Annotated in this window: 13 protein-coding genes; 8 read left to right on the top strand and 5 right to left on the bottom strand. The window is 41.0% G+C overall.

Annotation, left to right across the window (positions count from 1 at the left end; genetic code table 11):
* Positions 1 to 16 precede the first annotated feature (16 nt).
* The 4 genes from PPIS_RS12815 to prlC all read right to left on the bottom strand — a co-directional run bounded on the left by PPIS_RS12815 (position 17) and on the right by prlC (position 6,248).
* The gene (locus PPIS_RS12815) at positions 17 to 1,939 is read right to left on the bottom strand and encodes a methyl-accepting chemotaxis protein (protein WP_010376773.1); all 1,923 of its coding nucleotides are present in this window, start codon (positions 1,937 to 1,939) and stop codon (positions 17 to 19) included.
* A 162-nt stretch (positions 1,940 to 2,101) separates the two neighbouring features.
* Positions 2,102 to 2,857 carry a class I SAM-dependent methyltransferase gene (locus PPIS_RS12820; protein WP_010376772.1) on the bottom strand — a complete coding sequence of 252 codons (756 nt, stop codon included), beginning with the start codon at positions 2,855 to 2,857 and terminating at the stop codon, positions 2,102 to 2,104.
* 74 nt (positions 2,858 to 2,931) lie between these two features.
* The gene (locus PPIS_RS12825) at positions 2,932 to 4,083 is read right to left on the bottom strand and encodes a response regulator (RefSeq protein ID WP_010376770.1); all 1,152 of its coding nucleotides are present in this window, start codon (positions 4,081 to 4,083) and stop codon (positions 2,932 to 2,934) included.
* Between the two features lie 125 nt (positions 4,084 to 4,208).
* Positions 4,209 to 6,248 carry an oligopeptidase A gene (prlC, locus tag PPIS_RS12830; RefSeq protein WP_010376768.1) on the bottom strand — a complete coding sequence of 680 codons (2,040 nt, stop codon included), beginning with the start codon at positions 6,246 to 6,248 and terminating at the stop codon, positions 4,209 to 4,211.
* A 192-nt stretch (positions 6,249 to 6,440) separates the two neighbouring features.
* Here prlC and gorA point away from each other — a divergent pair, with 192 nt between their 5' ends.
* The 7 genes from gorA to PPIS_RS12865 all read left to right on the top strand — a co-directional run bounded on the left by gorA (position 6,441) and on the right by PPIS_RS12865 (position 14,917).
* Complete coding sequence (gorA, locus tag PPIS_RS12835) at positions 6,441 to 7,799, top strand: glutathione-disulfide reductase (RefSeq protein ID WP_010376766.1); 1,359 nt, start codon at positions 6,441 to 6,443, stop codon at positions 7,797 to 7,799.
* Between the two features lie 505 nt (positions 7,800 to 8,304).
* Positions 8,305 to 8,721 (top strand): hypothetical protein, encoded by a 417-nt coding sequence (locus PPIS_RS12840; protein ID WP_010376763.1) that lies wholly within the window; start codon positions 8,305 to 8,307, stop codon positions 8,719 to 8,721.
* 40 nt (positions 8,722 to 8,761) lie between these two features.
* Positions 8,762 to 11,809, top strand: a complete 3,048-nt coding sequence (locus PPIS_RS12845; protein WP_010376760.1) for a P-loop NTPase fold protein — start codon at positions 8,762 to 8,764, stop codon at positions 11,807 to 11,809.
* A 1-nt stretch (position 11,810) separates the two neighbouring features.
* Positions 11,811 to 12,296 carry a hypothetical protein gene (locus PPIS_RS12850; RefSeq protein WP_010376758.1) on the top strand — a complete coding sequence of 162 codons (486 nt, stop codon included), beginning with the start codon at positions 11,811 to 11,813 and terminating at the stop codon, positions 12,294 to 12,296.
* An 18-nt stretch (positions 12,297 to 12,314) separates the two neighbouring features.
* Positions 12,315 to 12,662 (top strand): hypothetical protein, encoded by a 348-nt coding sequence (locus tag PPIS_RS12855; RefSeq protein WP_010376756.1) that lies wholly within the window; start codon positions 12,315 to 12,317, stop codon positions 12,660 to 12,662.
* On the top strand, positions 12,662 to 12,850 hold the full coding sequence (locus PPIS_RS12860) for a hypothetical protein (RefSeq protein ID WP_010376754.1): 189 nt from the start codon (positions 12,662 to 12,664) through the stop codon (positions 12,848 to 12,850). Before PPIS_RS12855 ends, PPIS_RS12860 begins: the two co-directional genes overlap by 1 nt.
* Positions 12,851 to 13,006: 156 nt before the next feature.
* A complete protein-coding gene (locus PPIS_RS12865) occupies positions 13,007 to 14,917 on the top strand; it encodes an NACHT domain-containing protein (RefSeq protein ID WP_249031217.1) in 1,911 nt (636 codons plus the stop codon).
* A 324-nt stretch (positions 14,918 to 15,241) separates the two neighbouring features.
* Here the strand turns inward: PPIS_RS12865 and PPIS_RS12870 are convergent, their stop codons facing one another.
* The gene (locus PPIS_RS12870; RefSeq protein ID WP_010376750.1) at positions 15,242 to 17,065 is read right to left on the bottom strand and encodes an alpha/beta hydrolase; all 1,824 of its coding nucleotides are present in this window, start codon (positions 17,063 to 17,065) and stop codon (positions 15,242 to 15,244) included.
* Positions 17,066 to 17,196: 131 nt separating this feature from the next.
* Between PPIS_RS12870 and PPIS_RS12875 the strand changes: the two genes are divergently transcribed.
* Positions 17,197 to 19,170: a winged helix-turn-helix domain-containing protein gene (locus PPIS_RS12875; RefSeq protein WP_010376748.1), complete on the top strand. Its 1,974-nt coding sequence runs from the start codon at positions 17,197 to 17,199 to the stop codon at positions 19,168 to 19,170.
* Positions 19,171 to 19,189 lie beyond the last annotated feature (19 nt).

Below are 19,189 nucleotides of genomic sequence, written 5' to 3' on the forward strand. Positions count from 1 at the left end.
TACGGCATAATCCTGATTACTGCAAACCTAAAGTCCCCCTGATCTCCCGCATTTTTTCTTTAAGGCTTTGCTGGATTTGTTGCACTTGCTCATGTGAGCTATTAACCTGACCTTTCATGCTATCCATGGCGTGGCCAAAGGTATCTAAGAGATCTGATTGCTGATTGGCAAGATCCATTGCATGGGCGGCAACTTGGTTGGCGCTCTGTGCGCTCTCTGCCACACCTTCTGAGTTGCGTTTCAACTCTTGTGCATGACCTGTTTGCTGCTGTGCCTCATCTGCCAAAGCCGAGATTTGTGTCGATACTTTGTTTGAGTTATCACTCAAAACATTTAATTGCTGGTGAATATCAGTCAGTGAGGCTTGTGTTTGCTGTGCAAGCTTTCGTACTTCATCCGCAACGACCGCAAACCCGCGGCCATGCTCTCCTGCGCGCGCCGACTCAATCGCTGCGTTGAGCGCGAGTAGATTTGTTTGTTCTGCGATGGAGCTGATCATGTCAATCACTTTACTCACATCTGAAACACCATTAAGTAATTCATTTAAGCTCTCTAATCCCTGCTCTACCCGCTTTTGCGTGGTAGATGAAGCGCTCAACATAGCATCCGCATAGGACACACTTTGTGTCATTGCTTCAAAGGTGTTATTGGCATTGTCGGCAACTTGTGCGTTGATTTGATTGGCATCTGCCCCAAGCGCTTTAAGCGAGTCAAGCTGTGCTTGGTTTTGCTCCACCTGCTCAAACGTGTTTCCAGCTTGTGCAGAGATCTGCGCCAAGTTAGTGTTCATCTCTTCCATAAAGGTATTTATCACACTCAGCATTTCTGAGCGTTCGTCCGCTTCTGCTCGCTGCCTATCAATTAACTGATTAAAGTAACTCGCAATTTCGCCAATTTCAGTGTCTTGGTTTTTACTTTCAATATTACGTAATTCATTGCTTTCGATAAGCTGAGCGAAGCCATCGCGTAGTTGTCTTAGCGGAGTTAATACTTGATTGAACTGCACAAAATAGACACCACCTGCGAGCAGTACGAGTAACCCAATGGCCACACCAAACAGCATAAACACATTGGTTTTTACGTCAGCCTGCTCTGTTTTTAAGTTGGTCTCTGCTTGTAGGATATTCTCTGAGATTGCTTTAATGTCACCTCGCAGTGCCAGCATGCCAGCTTGGCGTTGTTTGGACTGCTGCAAGGTATTTTCTAAGTCGCGGGCATAACGTTTAGGCCAGCTCACAAGCTCTGCTTTTATTTCTAGCGCTAAGTCTTCGGCTTCGGCACCTAAAAATAGCTCGTCTTCGTCTACCTCACTCATTACCCCTAAGTTTTCGAGTCGGTCTATTCGCGCGGCAATATCCTGCAAACGGCTTAAGCTCGACATCAAACTCTGCTCGGTCTGCTGTTCGTAAGCCATAACTAATTGGTAGGTATATAAGCTCAAATTCGAGACTTCGCTAAAGTAGTCTGAAGCGAGATTAAAGTAGGATTCTTTGGCAGCACTATCTTGTGCTTTAATTGCGTACTTAACGAGACTCGATGCTGAACCTGACATTTGCCTAAGCGCATTATCCAACAGCGCAAGTTCATTACCTGAGAGCTTGCCGAGTGCTCGATATTTACCTGCAATATCCTGTTGTAGTTGTGTGAGTTTAGTTTTAAGTTGCTCAGCAAGCGCTGGTGGTAACCGCTCCACACTTTGCTGTAATGCTTTAATTTGTTCATCAGCCTTACTTAAATACTGGCTATCGCCCGCACTCAAGTAATCTTCTACTGTACCCTCAAGCTCGATGATCACCGCATTTTTAACTTGATTGTAAGCGGCGTCTTGCACATCAAGCTCGGTTAATACTTGGCTCGCCCAAAACAGACTCGCCCCAAGTAGAATACTCGCAGTGGTCAATAATATTGCCAATAGCCGAGTAAATGTAGACACGCGCATAGAATCACAACCCCTTTATCAAAATGCTCCGCAAGAGTATTAAGGATTTATGACAACTTAATTAAATCTGGTTACCTTTTCTGTGCAATAGTACAAAATCATACTTTTTACGTATATCCATCTAGATATCTACTGCACAAAATTAAATCAGGTAGTGGTGTACTATTTCATCGCGGCATTAACATAAACGTCAAAGCGGTTTTTCTTGGTTTTTATTTGCATACTTGGCGTTTTATCATTTAAGAAGCCGGCGTAGTCTGGACGTTTTACCACCACCCTTTTAGTGGCTAACTGCAAAGCAAAAGGTAACAGTGCGTCCGCATCCAAATCATTGCCAACTAAGTCTTGGAATACACGCATTTCTTTTTTCACTTGCGCCGATTTTTCACGATGCGGAAACATAGGATCAAGATATACTACATCTGGACGCCAACCCGCTTGCTCTAGCAAGTCATGGCTGGAGCCAAACTCCAGTCGCATAGTTGACTGCACCCATTCGCCAATTTCAGCATCTTGATAGGCGCGTTGCAAGCCGTCATATAGCAGCGCTGCGACTACCGGATTACGCTCGTGTAACACGACTTTGCAACCCATAGACGCAAGCACAAAGGCATCGCGTCCAAGTCCCGCAGTTGCATCCAATACTGTAGGCACAGCACCTTTATTTAAGCCCACCGCTTTTGCAATTGCTTGTCCTTTGCCACCACCAAATTTGCGTCGATGAGCAACTGCGCCAGTCACAAAATCAACACGAATAGCGCCGAGCTTTGGTTCATCTTTTTTGAATAATTGTAAGCCTAGTTCATCATAGACCAATTGAAACTCCGCCTCGTTAATAGTGAGGGCGGATAAATTAAACAGCTTAGTTAGCGTATCTAGGTAGGATCTGTTTTCTTCAAAAGGGGTGTGAATGTACAAGCTAAGCTCCCAAGGGTTACCAACCGTGGCAGTATACCCCTTTCCCTTTCTAGTGTCTTTGATTATCCAGTGGCTTAAAACAGTTCAATATCAGCCTGCGACGCCACTTCATCCTCACCCCAAGGTTTCGCTATTTTGTTTAAACTCTCTATAAGCTGCTGGCGTACCTCAGTCACTTCTCCTAACTTATATTTAATTATGGTTAGCTCATCGCTTAAATAAGTGAAGTGCTCATAGAGTTCTTGCAACCGTTCTCTTTCACTTGGCTCTAAGACTGCAAGCTTGTCGCTTTCCAGCACTGTCTGAAACTCAGCAACTTTGCCACTGTAATGATCGCCAACGCCGCTTAAATGATCGCTCAGCTCAGCAAATACCTGCCCGATATGTTCCACTTTATTGAGCGCATCTTCACTGACTTCCATGTCTCTGATTTTGGCATCAGTGGCTTCCAGTATGTGCGGAAACAAATCTTTATAGCGACCATAAACCGCAACATCGTCCACTGGCATGTTTTTAATCAGTAAAGAGACTTTAGGATAGTTAATGATAGTTCTGCGACCAAAATCAACAAAGCGACTGCCATCTTTGTGTTTCTCAAATAGCTCTTGTTCTATCGGTTGAATAGCACCTTCACTGGAATAAAACATCGCGTCTTGGTGGTACCAAAAAGCCACCGCAACATCGAGCTCCATCGGCATAAAAAATTCTAAAAAATGAGTGCTCAAAGTATTGAGGTCATGCGCGTGATACGATTGCCCAACGTAGCGCATTATACGGCCCATATCACCAGAGTCGGTCATGGCTATTTCGGCTGTGGTTTGGGCGCGCTGTACGTCTTGTTTGAGCTGCGACGAGGTTTTTCTATAGTCATCAAGGACATTAATACGCGCTAGCAATTCTTCGGCGTTAAAGGGTTTGACTATGTAGTCGGCAGCGCCGGCGTTGTAGCCCCGCATTCGCTCTGAAATATCGGCACGAGAAGACAAAAACATAACTGGGATCTCAGTGGTGTCCTCTAGTTTTTTGAGTTGCTCACATACCTCAAAGCCCGACAGTCCAGGCATCTCGACATCAAGCAAAATAATATCCGGACGGTATTTTTTAGCCAACCGTAAGCCTTCCTCGCCATTTTTCGCATGTAATATTTTGCACGTACGCGATAGCGCCTCATCAACAATGTGATGGACGAGTTTGTCATCATCAATGGCAAGAACCAGTTTCGTCATGTGGCTTTCCCTATTAATTCATATCTTTATAGAATAGTCAGAGATATTGAATTTGCTAACAAAAAGTCACACTTTCTAAGACAAAAAAACGCCTTCAGAAGAAGGCGCTTGGAGTGGAAATATAACTAGGCGGCGATCCCGCTGTGGCGCAGCAACGCATCTACTTTTGGCTCTCGACCACGGAAGCGAGTAAACAGTACCATCGGCGCTTCTGATCCCCCCTTTTCAAGAATGTGATGCATAAATTCACGCCCAGTTTGCGGGTTAAATATCCCTTCTTCTTCAAACTTAGAAAACGCATCCGCAGACAGCACTTCTGCCCACTTATAAGAGTAGTAGCCCGCGCTATAGCCACCAGCAAAAATATGGCTAAAGCTATGCTGGAAGCGATTAAACTCAGGCGCTTTAACAACCGCAGTACGCTCACGCACCGCATTGAGCGTTGCTTGAATTTGGCAATCCGTATTTGGCTCAAAGTCTGCGTGAATATGAAAATCAAACAACGAAAACTCCAACTGACGTAGCATTTGCATGGCTGATTGGAAGTTCTTTGCCGCGAGTAATTTGTCTAACATTTCTTTTGGTAGCGGCTCACCCGTTTCATAGTGCCCTGAAATGAAGTTCAACGCTTCTTCTTCATAGCACCAGTTCTCTAAAAACTGACTTGGCAGCTCAACCGCATCCCATGCCACACCATTAATACCAGCAACTGGCGCTGCATCCACTTGCGTTAGCATGTGATGAATACCGTGACCAAACTCATGGAATAAGGTGGTTACTTCATTATGGGTAAATAGCGCAGGTTTATTGCCAACGGCTTTATTGAAGTTACACACTAAATAAGCGACAGGAGTCTGCAACTCACCATTTGCGCGTACTTTTCGGCCCATGCAGTCATCCATCCAAGCACCACCACGCTTATGTTCACGGGCATATAGGTCGAGATAGAAATGACCACGCAACTCACCTTTATCATCGTGAATAGCAAAAAAGCGTACGTCTGGATGATAAGTATCAACGTCTTTGACTTCACTCACACGGATCCCGAACAGGCGATTTACGGTTTCAAATAAACCGGCAAGTACCTTATGCTCAGGGAAGTAAGGGCGCAGTGCCTCGTCAGAAATCGCATACTTAGCTTGTTTTAACTTTTCGCCATAATATGCATAATCCCAAGGTTTTAGCTCACTTACACCGTGTTCTTTATTCGCAAAGTCACGTAGTTCAGCCACTTCTTGCTCGGCTTGTGGCTTTGACTTAGCGGCAAGGTCATTCAAAAACTTAAATACTTGCTCTGGTGTCTCAGCCATTTTGGTTGCCAGTGATTTTTCTGCAAAACTAGAAAAGCCAAGCAACTGAGCCAGTTCGTGTCTAAGCGTAAGCGCTTCATGCATAATCGCTGAGTTATCAAACTCGCCAGCATTAGGCCCTTGATCCGAGGCGCGTGTTACAAACGCACGATAAGCTTCTTCACGGAGCGTTTGGCTATCTGCGTAAGTCATCACAGGAAGGTAAGAAGGAATATCTAGCGTAAATACCCAGCCCTCTAATCCTTTGGATTCGGCAGTATGGGCGGCGAGTGCTAAGGCTGATTCAGGTAGCCCAGTTAAATCAGACTCATCAGTAATATGCTTTTGCCATGCCTGAGTGGCATCCATTACGTTGTTGCCAAACTTTGATGCCAGCTCCGACAGTCGTGCCACAATTTCGCCATAGCGCTTTTGCTTCGCAGCTTCAAGCGCAATGCCAGAAAGTTGAAAATCACGCAGTGCATTATCCACCGACGTTTGCTGAGCAATCGTTAAGTTACCAAACGCAGCTGACTCTTTTACTGCTTTATAGGCTTCATATAGCCCTTGATGTTGGCCACAATAAGTCGAATATTCGGAGATTAATGGCAAACACTCATCATACGCTTTGCGCAGCGCGTCTGAATTGACCACTGAGTGCATATGCGACACTGGCGACCACATGCGGCTAAGTTTATCGTCCGCTTCTTCTAGCGGCAGTACAAAGTTGTCCCAAGTATAATTCGACTGCGCTAAAACAGTGTCGATAGTTTCACGACAGTGCGCAATGGCAGATTTTAATGCTTCAACAATATGTTCAGGCTTAATTTTCGAAAAAGGAGGCAATCCTTCTAGCCCGATTAATGGGTTACTCATGGGCACGCTCTTTATTTTCTAATCTAATATTGAGGTTGAAATAAGGGTGAATGACCGCATTTACAAGTATCTGAACAGATTTTTGCTTAATATCGGTCTTCGGTTGTGCACTTTTGCTATTTACTTAATATAAAGTAGTAGAGTTTAAAGCAGTAGGGTTTAAGCAAAACAAATAATTGGCGAGGAATTTTTATGGCTCAACATTTTGACTATATCGCAATCGGTGGCGGTAGTGGCGGGATCGCATCTGCAAACCGAGCGGCGATGCGAGGTGCCAAAGTGGCATTAATAGAAGCAAAGCACTTAGGCGGTACTTGTGTAAACGTGGGCTGCGTGCCAAAAAAAGCCATGTGGCACGGCGCTCAAGTTGCTGAAGCCATTAAACTATACGCACCAGATTATGGTTTTGATGTTGAACTAAAGAACTTCGATTGGGGTAAGCTGGTAGAAAGCCGCGAAGCCTACATTGGCCGTATTCACCAAGGTTACAACGGCTACCTAGCCAAAAATGGCGTCACCGTGATCAATGGCTTTGCTAAGTTTGTTGATAACAACACCATTGAAGTCAATGGTGAGCACTACACTGCCGATCATATCAATATTACCGTCGGTGGCCGCCCAACGATCCCTAATATTCCAGGCGCTGAGCATGGTATCGATTCAAACGGTTTCTTTGAGCTTAAAGAGCAACCTCGCCGCGTAGCGGTTGTAGGCGCGGGTTATATCGCGGTAGAGCTTGCGGGTGTATTGCACAGCTTGGGCACAGAAACCCATCTATTTGTTCGTAAGCATGCTCCACTTCGTAATTTTGATCCTATCTTGGTTGAAACCTTAACTGAGGTAATGGAAAAAGAAGGTCCAACGCTGCACACTCACGCAGTACCACAGTCGGTGACCAAAGAAGAGGATGGCTCAGTCACCTTACATCTTGAGAATGGTGAGTCTTACACCGTAGACAAACTGATCTGGGCAATTGGCCGTGAACCAATGACAGATCTTATCAACCTCGCTGCGACAGATGTAGAAACCACACCTAGCGGCCATATTAAAGTCGACGAATGGCAAAACACCACAGCCAAAGGTATCTACGCGCTCGGTGATATTATGGATGGTGGCATAGAGCTGACTCCTGTTGCCGTGAAAGCAGGTCGAATGCTAGCCGAACGCTTATTCAATCCGGAATTGCCAAACGCAAAAATGGATTACGACTTAGTCCCTACTGTCGTCTTTAGCCACCCACCGATTGGCACCATTGGTCTAACAGAGCCGGAAGCAGAAGAAAAGTACGGTAAAGACAACATCAAGGTCTATACCTCTACCTTTGCTGCAATGTACACCGCAGTCACTCAGCACCGCCAACCGTGTCGCATGAAACTTGTATGCGCAGGCCCAGAAGAAACCGTAGTGGGCCTACACGGCATCGGCTTTGCAGTAGATGAGATGATCCAAGGTTTCGCCGTCGCTATGAAGATGGGCGCAACCAAAGCAGACTTTGACTCTGTAGTCGCGATACACCCAACCGGCTCCGAGGAATTTGTTACTATGAGGTAACAGACTGATTTAATTATTAAATAATCTTTTAAAAATAAAACGCGAGTCGCACCCAAGCTCGCGTTTTTTATTTATACCCAACACCTCAACGCAAGCACTTATCCGTAAGTTTGAAAAAGTGTGAAGCAGCGTCACCCAAAACAGGTAAAAGCTTCGCGCAATATTAGCACCTGTATTTACCAATGGCGCAGTGGTATTCAGAAGGCGGCGTGGCCGCAAAAATAAAGCATGTAAGGGTGGACTAAGAACTCAATAATTTACAAAGAGAGGTGGATAGAGAAGTCACTACACAATTGCTATTTCAGTGGTATAACTCAGATGACAAACTATTTGGCAAAAAAGCATCTATGGATTGTTGAAACCATAACAGAAATGGAGGAGCTACTAAACTATCGCAATCACAGCTAAGCCACTTTATCACTCAGCTGCGTCCAGCTGAAAAAGTTATGGATTACTTTGAGATCAGTTACACTCCCTACAAACTCGAAATTGAGATCAGACAGATTTGAGTAAGTCAGAAAATACAAGATTAGAGCTTCTAAACGCCATTGACAGGATACTTTCTGGCAATACCATACGTATTGATGCAAAACGTGGGTTAAGCGCGATTGCGGTCGAAGAGGAAGCTAATCTCGGTAATGGCTCAGCTTATTACTACAAAGACGTAATCGAAAAAATAAAGCAACTCAAGTCAAAAGCGATCACAAAAAAACAAGTACAGCAAAACTCTGATGTCACTAAGCTACGAGAAAAGCTTGCCAATGAAAAGCGATTAAAAGAAAAGTACCGCGATGAAGTAACTAGCCTTAAAGAACAGATGTCGCTAATGGCAGCTACTCACAACGCTCTTGCATTATCGAACCATCAGTTTCTTAAAAAAATAAATGATTTAGAATGTGAGCTACATTTGATAAAAAAGTAATCACCCAACCCTATAAAGTCAATAAAAAGGAACGCTTATCATGACTTCAAATGGCTCTATTCAGATGCCGAATTTCTTTATTTATATAAAAACTCTCATTATAGGTTTTTTGATAGGTGAAGCTTTTTACTTTGGCTACTTTTTGGGAGAGCCTGCCTCGGCAGAGTTCAGAAGGTTATTAAAAAATGGTGTTGAAACTGGCTTTCGTTGGTTAAGTTCACATATTGAAAGCTTTAACCTCATCGCGTATTCGACATATGTTTCGCTTGCGCTCCTTATCTTAATTCCGGTCTTGATCACTTTATTTGTCCTGATCCCATATTTAAAAACAAGGGGGACAAAAAAGGACTTAATGTTATTAGTAAAGAGTAAGCGGTTGGACCTGCTATTCACGCTACTCTTAGGTGGTCTCATCCAATACAAATTACTTCCACAACTCGAAATAGTGCACGTACATATCAACAGCCTTCCTTACTTCGTTGCTATTACTGTTTTACTTTTCTTCTTAATCATTTTTTATTCTTCAACTCGAAATGTTAATACGCAGAATGATGCAGAGCAGCAAACAGCAAATACTTTTGTAAATGATGAACCGATTGAAGATGAAGACTATGATTTTCTAGATATGAATGAGCAGGTCAAAAATTTTGCTGACCAAGTAATATCTTGTAGCTCTTCAACCAGTCTAGTGTTTGGTGTCGATGGTCCATGGGGAGTTGGTAAAAGCAGTTTAATCAATATGGCTGAGCGTCACTGGAAAGAGAGCAACAACGAAGGCAAGCTCGTCATATGCCGATTTGAACCTCTGCGACATGCATCGGAAAATAACATAACACAAAGACTCATAACCGAAATAACCACATCAATACAAAAAAAAGTTTTTGCTCCAGAATTAACAAGCGCGGCATCCAGGTATTCCCGCTTAGTAAAAGGCACAGCAAACATCTCTCTATTCGGTGTAAAACTTTCTTTATCGCACACACCTGAAAGTATTGATGATTTACTAGAGGATATCGATAGTGCATTAAAGCGACTGGGCTTACACATAATTATAGTTATCGATGATTTAGATATATTAGATCCTAAGTCAGTAAATAATGTACTCTTCGCGACTAAACAATCATTTAAACTTTCACAAGCGACTTATGTACTTTGCTATGACACTGAGGTTCTTATCGGTGACCAAGATGATAAGTCCAAAGCTCGAGAGTTTTTAGAAAAGTTTATAACTGTAAAACTAAACTTGCTTGTAGACACTAAAGACCTCATCAAGTATCTACGATATAGCTGGCAAAGTGGTGAGAGCCTAGAGCTTGTCCCACCTGATACAAAAGAGAAGCTCAGCTCTGTGCTAACTGAACTCGCTGATATACTTGAAAGCGAACATGCAGCTGAATACCTTCCTCTTGTTGGGAGCTTTAGAAAGCTTAAACGGCTTGTAAACACCATGATATTGATGCAACTGGAATCGAGTAGTTTAGCCGAGACTGATTTTAATAAACGAGATTTGATAAACCTAATTTTACTACATTTAAACTACCCTGGTTTGTTTAGGCGCATTTATCTTGAAGAAACATGTGACACGCAAGGTAATTTTTCAGTAAGAAAAGGTGATAATGGAAAAAGCTGGCAAAACTCAGGGCAATTCAACAAAATTATTGAGGAGCAAGAACACAATGCACAGTTTCTTCTTCGACACCTGTTTGCTGTCGACACTCTAAAGATTAAAGATAGCAATGATTACCGTTTAAATGATGAATTTAGATACTCGAGAGCTTGTTTTAACTCAGGTCAATTTAGAAACTTAGAGAAATTTCTAAAGCTGATTATTCGTTGTGTTAAACCAGAACCAAAAGAAACTTTTATCCTCTATAAAGCAGCCGTAGATGAGGTAATTTCAGGTCTTATGGTTTCTGAAGTATTAGAAAGTGAAGATCGGATTAATAGCATTGACGCATACGATAAGTTTTGGACTTTGCTAGTTTCTCATTCTGGAAAACTTGATAGAACAGTAGTCGATGACCTTATACCGACATTAATCTCTCACATACAAAATTCCTCAATACTTTTCGATACTCCAAATAAATTAAGACAGCGACTAGTTCTGTCTCTGATCCACGTTTTAAATCAATGTGGGTGGGGAGAGGATGAAAAAAGCAGAGTCAGATATAGCGCGTTAGATTGCAAGGAAATAGCATGGCGGATATTTGGTAGCAACCAATACAAAAATAAAGGAATACTACAGAAGTTCATTACCAATTCGCAAAGCATCTTAGGGTGGAAGGACCTAATGCTTTTTAGACTATACTGCTCGGCGGATCGAGGTGGCCAGTATTTTAACTTAAGTGCAGCTTTGATTAAGGATCAAAATAACGATGGAGAGACTACTGGCTCAGTCAACTTAATCGCAACCGTCGAAATGAGAAAAATATCCCAAGAAGTATTTTCTTTATTTAAGAGAAATTATATAGACGAAAGTGTCAATTTCTTCGACGAAATAGCCAAAGTGCCAGAGATTGAATTTAGCGGTAAAGGCGTTCTAAAGGAAGAAGATAATTATACTGGCTCTCTTGAGTTTTCACAAAGAATAGCTATAACACGCACTTACATCCTTAGAGCGGTGTTGCATCAACTGGCAAATAGTTTCCCTCCAACCGGAAGTGGTGTTGGATGTGGTTTTTATGATGAAACTGGTACTGAAGATAAGCATGGTATTGCTATCAAGATGAATGAGTATCTGTTCGAAGTTTGCTTTAACCCAGAATCAAAAGAGAGTAATGCACTACACTTTATAGACTATTGCTTAGCGCACCTGACTGACAGTTTTTTCCACAATGACAGTTCAAATGGCCCTGTAGCTAAAAAGGAAGAGCTGTTGGGTCCATTAAACCCCGAACAGTTCAAACCTTTTTGGAAAAAACACAAAGGTAAAATCATCGAGGTTGCTAAGCAAAGTACCAACCAAAATAGAAAAGTATACACACCTAATTACATAGCTATTTACAGCGATGACTTAACAATGGTTCTTAACGTTCTTGAAGAAATTGCAGAAGAACCTAACGAGCAAGACAGACAAGAAACGGACTAAAATGGAAGCTATAGCCCAAACAATTACTATACTCACAGCTCTGGGGGCAATTGTTCTAACATGCTGGACTCTTAAAATTCAACGCCAGCACAACCGAATTTCGGTTGCGCCACGTTTATGTGACTGGCTTCATACTGAAGATAATTCCGTGCACTACGATATCATAAACAAAGGACTAGGTACTGCAAAAGTGGGCAAGTTCATATTTATAGTCGATGGACAAGAAATGTGTTGGTCAGAGTTCGATAAAGACATCCGCAATTACTTTGAAAAAGAGCTAAATGATACTCATCAACACACTTCTGGCTTATCTTCAGATAGTTATATAGCCAAAGATGAAAGAATACGCGTACTTGAGCTTCATTTTTTGCCGGAATTAGAACTCTCCCATATTCTCGAACGACTTACGAAACGGTATCAGTTGCAGATTGAGTATCACTCTCTTTATGAAGAGCCGTTCACGTACAAATCGAACCTAAATGACTAACTATTGAAGGAGCAACTGATGTCAAAAATTGAAATTGAGAAAGAGCTCACTGAGCTAAAAACAAAGTTTGCTGAGCTAATGCATATGTTTGAAGAGTTCGAATCGAACAAAGCATTTATATCAGCCCAATATTCGGCTTTAAAACAACAAGTGACTAACCGTGCAAAGGAATTAGAAAAGTTAAATAAAAGTGGGGAGTTGAGCGCGGATGAAAAGCATTTTCTATTACCTTGCATCAAAAAAGTAGGCTTATGCTGTATTGCTAAAGTTGGTGCAACTGATAAAGGAAAGCTCAGTTCATCCATCTACGATGGCGAAGACTATTGCTCATATTGGTTGACTGAATTAGAAAAACAGGAGCGATAATGAACTGTGAAATTTTCAATGTGATAAATAACATGGGAGAAGACGACTTCTCTCAAAAAGTGGTCGCTGAATTATACAAGGAGCTTGGGTTTGAAAGAACAATTTTTAATGGTGGCCCTTTTGAATATGGTAAGGATCTAATTTTTACAAAAGATCTAGGTATAGATGAATACAGAATCCATATATAAAGTAAAAAGCTTAATAATTGTACAAGAAAAGCTGATATAAATGCACTTTTCAGACAGCTTAATGAATGCATTAATCATGGTTCATTTAATGAAAAGGGGGTGAGAGTCCCTGCTAATAAAGTCTATTTAGCATGCCCAGAAGTTGTCGATGATAGAATGAAAGATAAAATTTTCAACGGGTTTAAAAAAGGTGAAGAACCTGAAATCTTAGACGGAGCCACACTAGTAAAAATCATTAAGGAAAAGGCCCCTAAACTTTATGAAAAACTAAAACCTGACAACTTTAAGATTTTTGAAAATAAAGAGATAGAAAAAACAAATCATGAGCTATTAAATGCTATAAAAGCTGAATCTTATATTGACATAAAAACGATATATAACGACCTTTCATTTTTTCTTGGAAATATAGAAAGTAAAGAGGCTCTTAGTTCAGTAGCCATCCCAGATAATAGAGAGCCAAGTGTTAATTATTTAACATGGAATACGGTAAAAGAGTCCTTAATGGAAATAGAAGACACATTTGAAGTAAAGCTAATTGAAGAAAGTGAATTAGTAAAAGCTGAAAAGAGTATAGAAAGGCAAAAAATCGAGTTCTCATCTAAAAACAAAGGAAATATAGAGATAGAAAAAAACACTTTTATAAAATTAAATAAAAAAAGTTTAGCAAACCACCTCAATGAATTACTCAACCAACAGAGAAGTTACATACAATCAATAAATAAAGAACCAAAACCAAATGAAATAATAAAACTTCTAAATAGCACAGGCAAGTCTTTAAAACTTTTAGATATGTTGGAAGAAAAATCTAGATATATTGGTAAAACTATAGACTTTAAAGAATCAATACCAATGAAGCCTTTGACCGTATCACCATTTTTTATTTTTGACACTCATAAAAACCTTGCTGTTTATGGTAAAGCTGGTGCAGGAAAAACAACAACTCTTAGCCAGTATGCAAAGTACAAAATAGAGAAAGATCCTAGCAGCGTAATTCACTTAAGGCTCAACAAAATTCAACAAGACTATATTGAAAGAAAGAACCACTTTGATGATTACAGCAAAAATATAATTTACAGCTTTATTTGTATCAATTCAAAAATGGAAGAAAGTAAGAAATCTATAGATTTCATTGTTGAATTTTTAGACAAAAAGGTAACATTAATACTTGACGGTTTAGATGAAATATATAATTCAACCCCAAGCATACTGCAAGAAATCGAAGATTTAGTAAGAAAACACAATAATTTACAAATTATAATTTCAACTCGAGATTGCGTATCCTACTTAAAAGAAATTGAATTTTTAGGCGTAACTTTAGAGCCATTCACCAAAGAGCAACTTTTTAAGTTTATAAAAACTTACAATGGAGAAAATAACTTTAAAGAGATAAAAAGAGAGATTCAAAAAAACAAGCTTTATGAGATCATAAACACCCCGTTACTAGCAACTGTTGCTTGTGAGCTTTATAACCAGGGAATAAAGTCATTTTCAAATGAGAATGAAATTTACAATGCAAGGCTAAGACTATTAACTGGTGAATATGACTCTTATAAAAAAATAAAACCAAGAACAAACCTTCATACTGAACATCTACAAAACTGCGCAATTGAGCTTGCCTATTATATGCATGTAAATGAATTCCGGGGTTACGATAAAGTTTCAGCTGTAAAATATTTACTTAAAAATACAGGGTACGAAAAGAAACTTATAGAAAATCTACTCCACTCTCTGCAATATGACTGCAACATCTTATTCTTTGATACTAGTGAACAGAAGTATCACTTCGGCCACATTAGATTTCAAGAACACCTAGCAGCAGTAGCTATAAAATCTAAACCTGAATTTGACTGGGTGGAAAAATTATCGAGTAATTTTTGGAGGGGAGCTCTTAGTCTTTACGCCCAAAGCAACAGTATCGAGTTTTTAGTTAATCGACTAGGCGAACAAAGGAGCGTTACTAGCGAACAACTAACTTCACTAAAGCACATAGTAAAAAGCTCACCGTTAGCCTTGAATAGACACTTGGTAGACTTCCTATCAATCGGTAGGCCTATTTTGCTAGGTTAATGAAGCTTCAGTTTAATAATTAGTAATTTATAAATCATGTTATTCTGTTTTGAGATCTGGAAAACTATTTTCCAGACCTCAAAAAAGTCCAAATTTCTTTGCGTTTTTTCACTTTTTCTGGAAAAGTCTTCTAGACTAGATGGTGCGTAGATTTCCAGAGTATTTTCAGATTTGGATGTACATAGTAAGATCAGACCATGAGGTAACAGACTGATTTAATTATCAAATTATCTTTTAAAAATAAAACGCGAGCCGCAGACAAGCTCGCGTTTTTTATATGTTAACTCAACGCTTCAAGCGCTCATCTAGCAAACTGGATTGGTGTCATTGGTTCGCAAGCTCAGTCAATGCCTGCTTGATAAGCGCAGGATGGGTAAATGGGATCAGGTGCTCAGTTGATGATATTGGTAAGTATTGCCCACCGCTGGTTTCAGCAACTTCTTGCGACCATTTTCTCCCCTCAGCCTCCCATTTTATTAGATTGGCTTTCGCTTCTTCAGAGTCTGCATTGGCAATATCTAGTTTTTCAAACTCACTGTCTATCACTGAAATCGGAATGCTGCTGTCTGGCTGCCAGTTTCTTACTAACTCCAAGTCATCATGGTAGTTCATCATTTCGTGTACTCGAGTAAGTTGAGCTGCAACACTATGGCGGGTTTGCATGATGTGATTGAAATATTGCCAATCCATGTAGTCTGCAAACTCACTCCCTTCAAGCAGAGCTTCAATGTGCGCCTGTTCTTCAGCTATTTTTCCATCCATTTTTTCTTGCCAATTACCGGCAGCAACATGATCAATCAAGTCTTGTCCGTATTGACGATAAACGTCAACTGGGTAACCTTGATACTGAGCAATAGAATGTGGCAGCAAAATATCTGGATCTAACCACAACATGCTTGCTATCTTTTGCTTAAATTCCTGTGATTTTTGCATCGCAATTAACGGCACCGAGTTACTATTTGCGTAACTCAACAAATGCACATCACTGAGATTGAGCTTTTCAAATAGTACTGGAAGGTCGTGTGCAAATTTATTCATGGAAGGCGTGTCATCGACACTACTTAACCCCAGCCCTAGCCTATCAATGACGTAAACATTAAAACTGTCTGCTAAGTAAGGCTGTAGTAACGCGAACCAAGCACTGTCACTATGAAAATGCATATTCGCACCCGAGAGCATGACCACAATTGGTTTATCAGTGTGCTGTTTTAATTGTCGAACATGGTAATAATCGTTGTTTACTGCGATAAGATCAGAACCTTGGGGCAGCGCATAACGACTTGTCGATTCAAAAAATGTCATTATCGATTCGGTGGTATGGACAGGTGGTAAATTCCAACTATGATGAGCCCCGTCTACACTAATTAGCTGCGTTTGAATATTGCGATTAGGATAGTGAGTTAACGTCACGCCTTCCGCTATTTCTTCATCAACAGATAAAGCAGCCTCATAATTTAAGTTAGCAATAATTTTAATCGCTTGAGGTGACGAGAGTAGCCCAAAATTTGCGTGACTTTTGCCATTATAAGGCAATACTGAGTCTGCTTTACCGTGCATAATTCGGTAGTTTGTAGGTGTCGAAAAATTACAGCTATCACCTAATTGGTAGGACATAGGTGCTGCAACCGTTACTATCGCATTAAACGTCCCCGAGCGGTTACATAATAGGTTTTGTACAAATAACCCGCCTTGAGAAAAGCCAGTCGCATAAATTTCACCGTCAATGACATCATATTTGGCTTTTATTTCCGCAATCATCTGATCAACAAAGCCTAAGTCATCTACACCTAAACGATGTGCCTTGTTACAACCACAACCTTCATTCCACTCTTCATTTTTTGATTTAGGATAAACGACGATATAATCATCGCTTTGCTCATGTAACTTGGTTAAACCAGCCATACCGTAAGCAGTGCCTCCAGAACCATGAAAGGCCAACATCAGCTTGTACGCTTTATGTGGCTTTTCAATCGGCTTCATATAATAGTAACGCTCATTGAGTTGATGAACCTCAAAACCATTTACGGGCTTTAACACTCCATCGTCATTGCTTGACGCCTTTTTGCTGTCGCTACTGCTGCCACAGCCCGCGACTAAAGCTGCGAGTGTTAAACCTAACGCCTGTTTTAAATACATTCGACTTGTCATGTTGGCCATTCCTATTTTATTGTTTTCATGTACTCTAAATACTTTGAAAAAGGCCGCGACGAATTCACATGAAATCGTTGTGAGGAATTCCTTACCAATAAATATAAACAATATAATCAAAGGGATAATAAATGCGCTATGAGATTGCAGCCATTCGGTTTGATACGGTTAATCGAACGCTGACAAGTAGCACAGACTCCATCAGACTTGAGCCTAAGCCATACTTATTGCTACAAACCTTAATTGCTGCAAATGGTAATGTTGTTTCGCGCGATAAACTCATTGCAGAAGTGTGGCGAGGTCGCGTAGTCACAGAAAGCGCAATCAATAAAGCCGTGTCGACGTTGCGCCAGTATATGAATAAATTAGATGGTAAAACTGAGTATATAGAGACTATCCCTACCCTTGGATACCGACTGATTCCCGCGGTCACAAGTCATACTCCGGCAACAATAAATAAGACCAGCTCCCAGATCGCGCCACTTTTAGGTGTTTCTCTACTTATTACCAGCGTATGTGCATTTATTGCCTATCAGCTCATGCAGCCAGCGCACAATAACGAACCACTCCTACCACAAAAATTAACGGGCCAGAGCGGTATTGAGCTGCAGTTAAGTAGCGTGCCAAAATATAAAAGCTTTAGTTACCTGCATCCTACCGACACTCAGCAGTCGGAGCTGTGGCTCAATCACAACGAGCAACATAGAAAGCTGTTTTCAGGCAACATCAGCGCACAAGCCTTAAGCTCAGACGCCAAACACATCGCCTATATTGACGATGATAATGGCTGTACCGTGAAACAGTTTGATATCACGCAGGCACAGCACACTACGCTATTTTATTGCCAGCCTATCGAAAACATTAAACTAATATGGGGCGCAAATCCGCACGAAATCATTTATCGAAAACGCACAAATATACATAGTGGATACGGCCTTTACCGTTTCGATTCGAATACAAAGCAACATATTCAGCTAACGCTTCCTCCAATCTCAGGAAACCTTAGAGGCGATCATCTATTTAGTTTATCCACAACTAAAGACCAACTCGCCGCCGCACGCTATCTTGGAGAAGATAAGCACGAACTGACGGTGTACGATTACCCAAGCATGTCAGTAAAGAGCACCGTTAAGTTACCTTATAATCTCACGGCACTAACTTGGTCTGCCAGCGGACAATCTATTTACTTTAGCGCAGGCAGTAGCGTTTATCGCGCTGATATAAAATCGAGTAAAGCAGAACTGCTTCACAAGCTCACAGCACCAATCGAAAGCCTAGTATTACAAGATAGCAATGAGACCCTGCTCTTTAACCAATATAAGTTAACTAGCCTAATTCACCTTTTCGACGCATCGGATCAAACCTTTTCACCACTTGTTGATAATCAGGCATTGAATCGCTTACCTCGCGCAAATCAAATGCCGCGAGTTTGGTATATTTCGGATCACGGCGCGCATTCCGCTTTATGGTCTATCGACACTGAAACACAACAACACACTCAAGTTGACTTGCCTCACATATTTAATTTTCAGCGCTTTCAACTTAACCACGATGCCTCAACAATACTGTATGAATATCAAGACGCTATTTACCAGTTTGCTATCAACAGCCAAAAAACAACACAACTTATAAGTCCTGAGCTTAAGCCTTACGTTGCCAATTACAGCCAAGATAACAACGAAATCATTTACAGCAGTGAACGCTCTGGTAGTTGGCAGTTATGGTCTCTAAATCTAATAACAAACCAACATCAGCAACTTACAACACAAGGTGGCTACAGCGGCTACAAGCTTAATAATGTGTTGTATTTTACCAAGTTTACACAACCCGGAATTTGGCAACTGGAAGACGGGCTAGAGTCTGTAGTTGTGACGGATGTACCAGTGAGAAATTGGTTGAATTGGCGACTCAGAGATAATGCGCTTTACTATGAAAAAGACAAAAGTATTTGGCGATTTGACCTGAAGACTAAACAAGAAAAGTTGTATTTCACCCCGCCACAACGATTTATTGGACAGTTTGATATATTGCAAAATGGCGATGTGATTTTCAGTGAGCTGAAGCAACCAAGTGGTGAGCTTTGGCAATTAACCGTAAAAAATTAAAGTACAAAAACAAAAAACC

Source organism: Pseudoalteromonas piscicida (assembly GCF_000238315.3).
Taxonomy (GTDB): Bacteria; Pseudomonadota; Gammaproteobacteria; order Enterobacterales; family Alteromonadaceae; genus Pseudoalteromonas; species Pseudoalteromonas piscicida.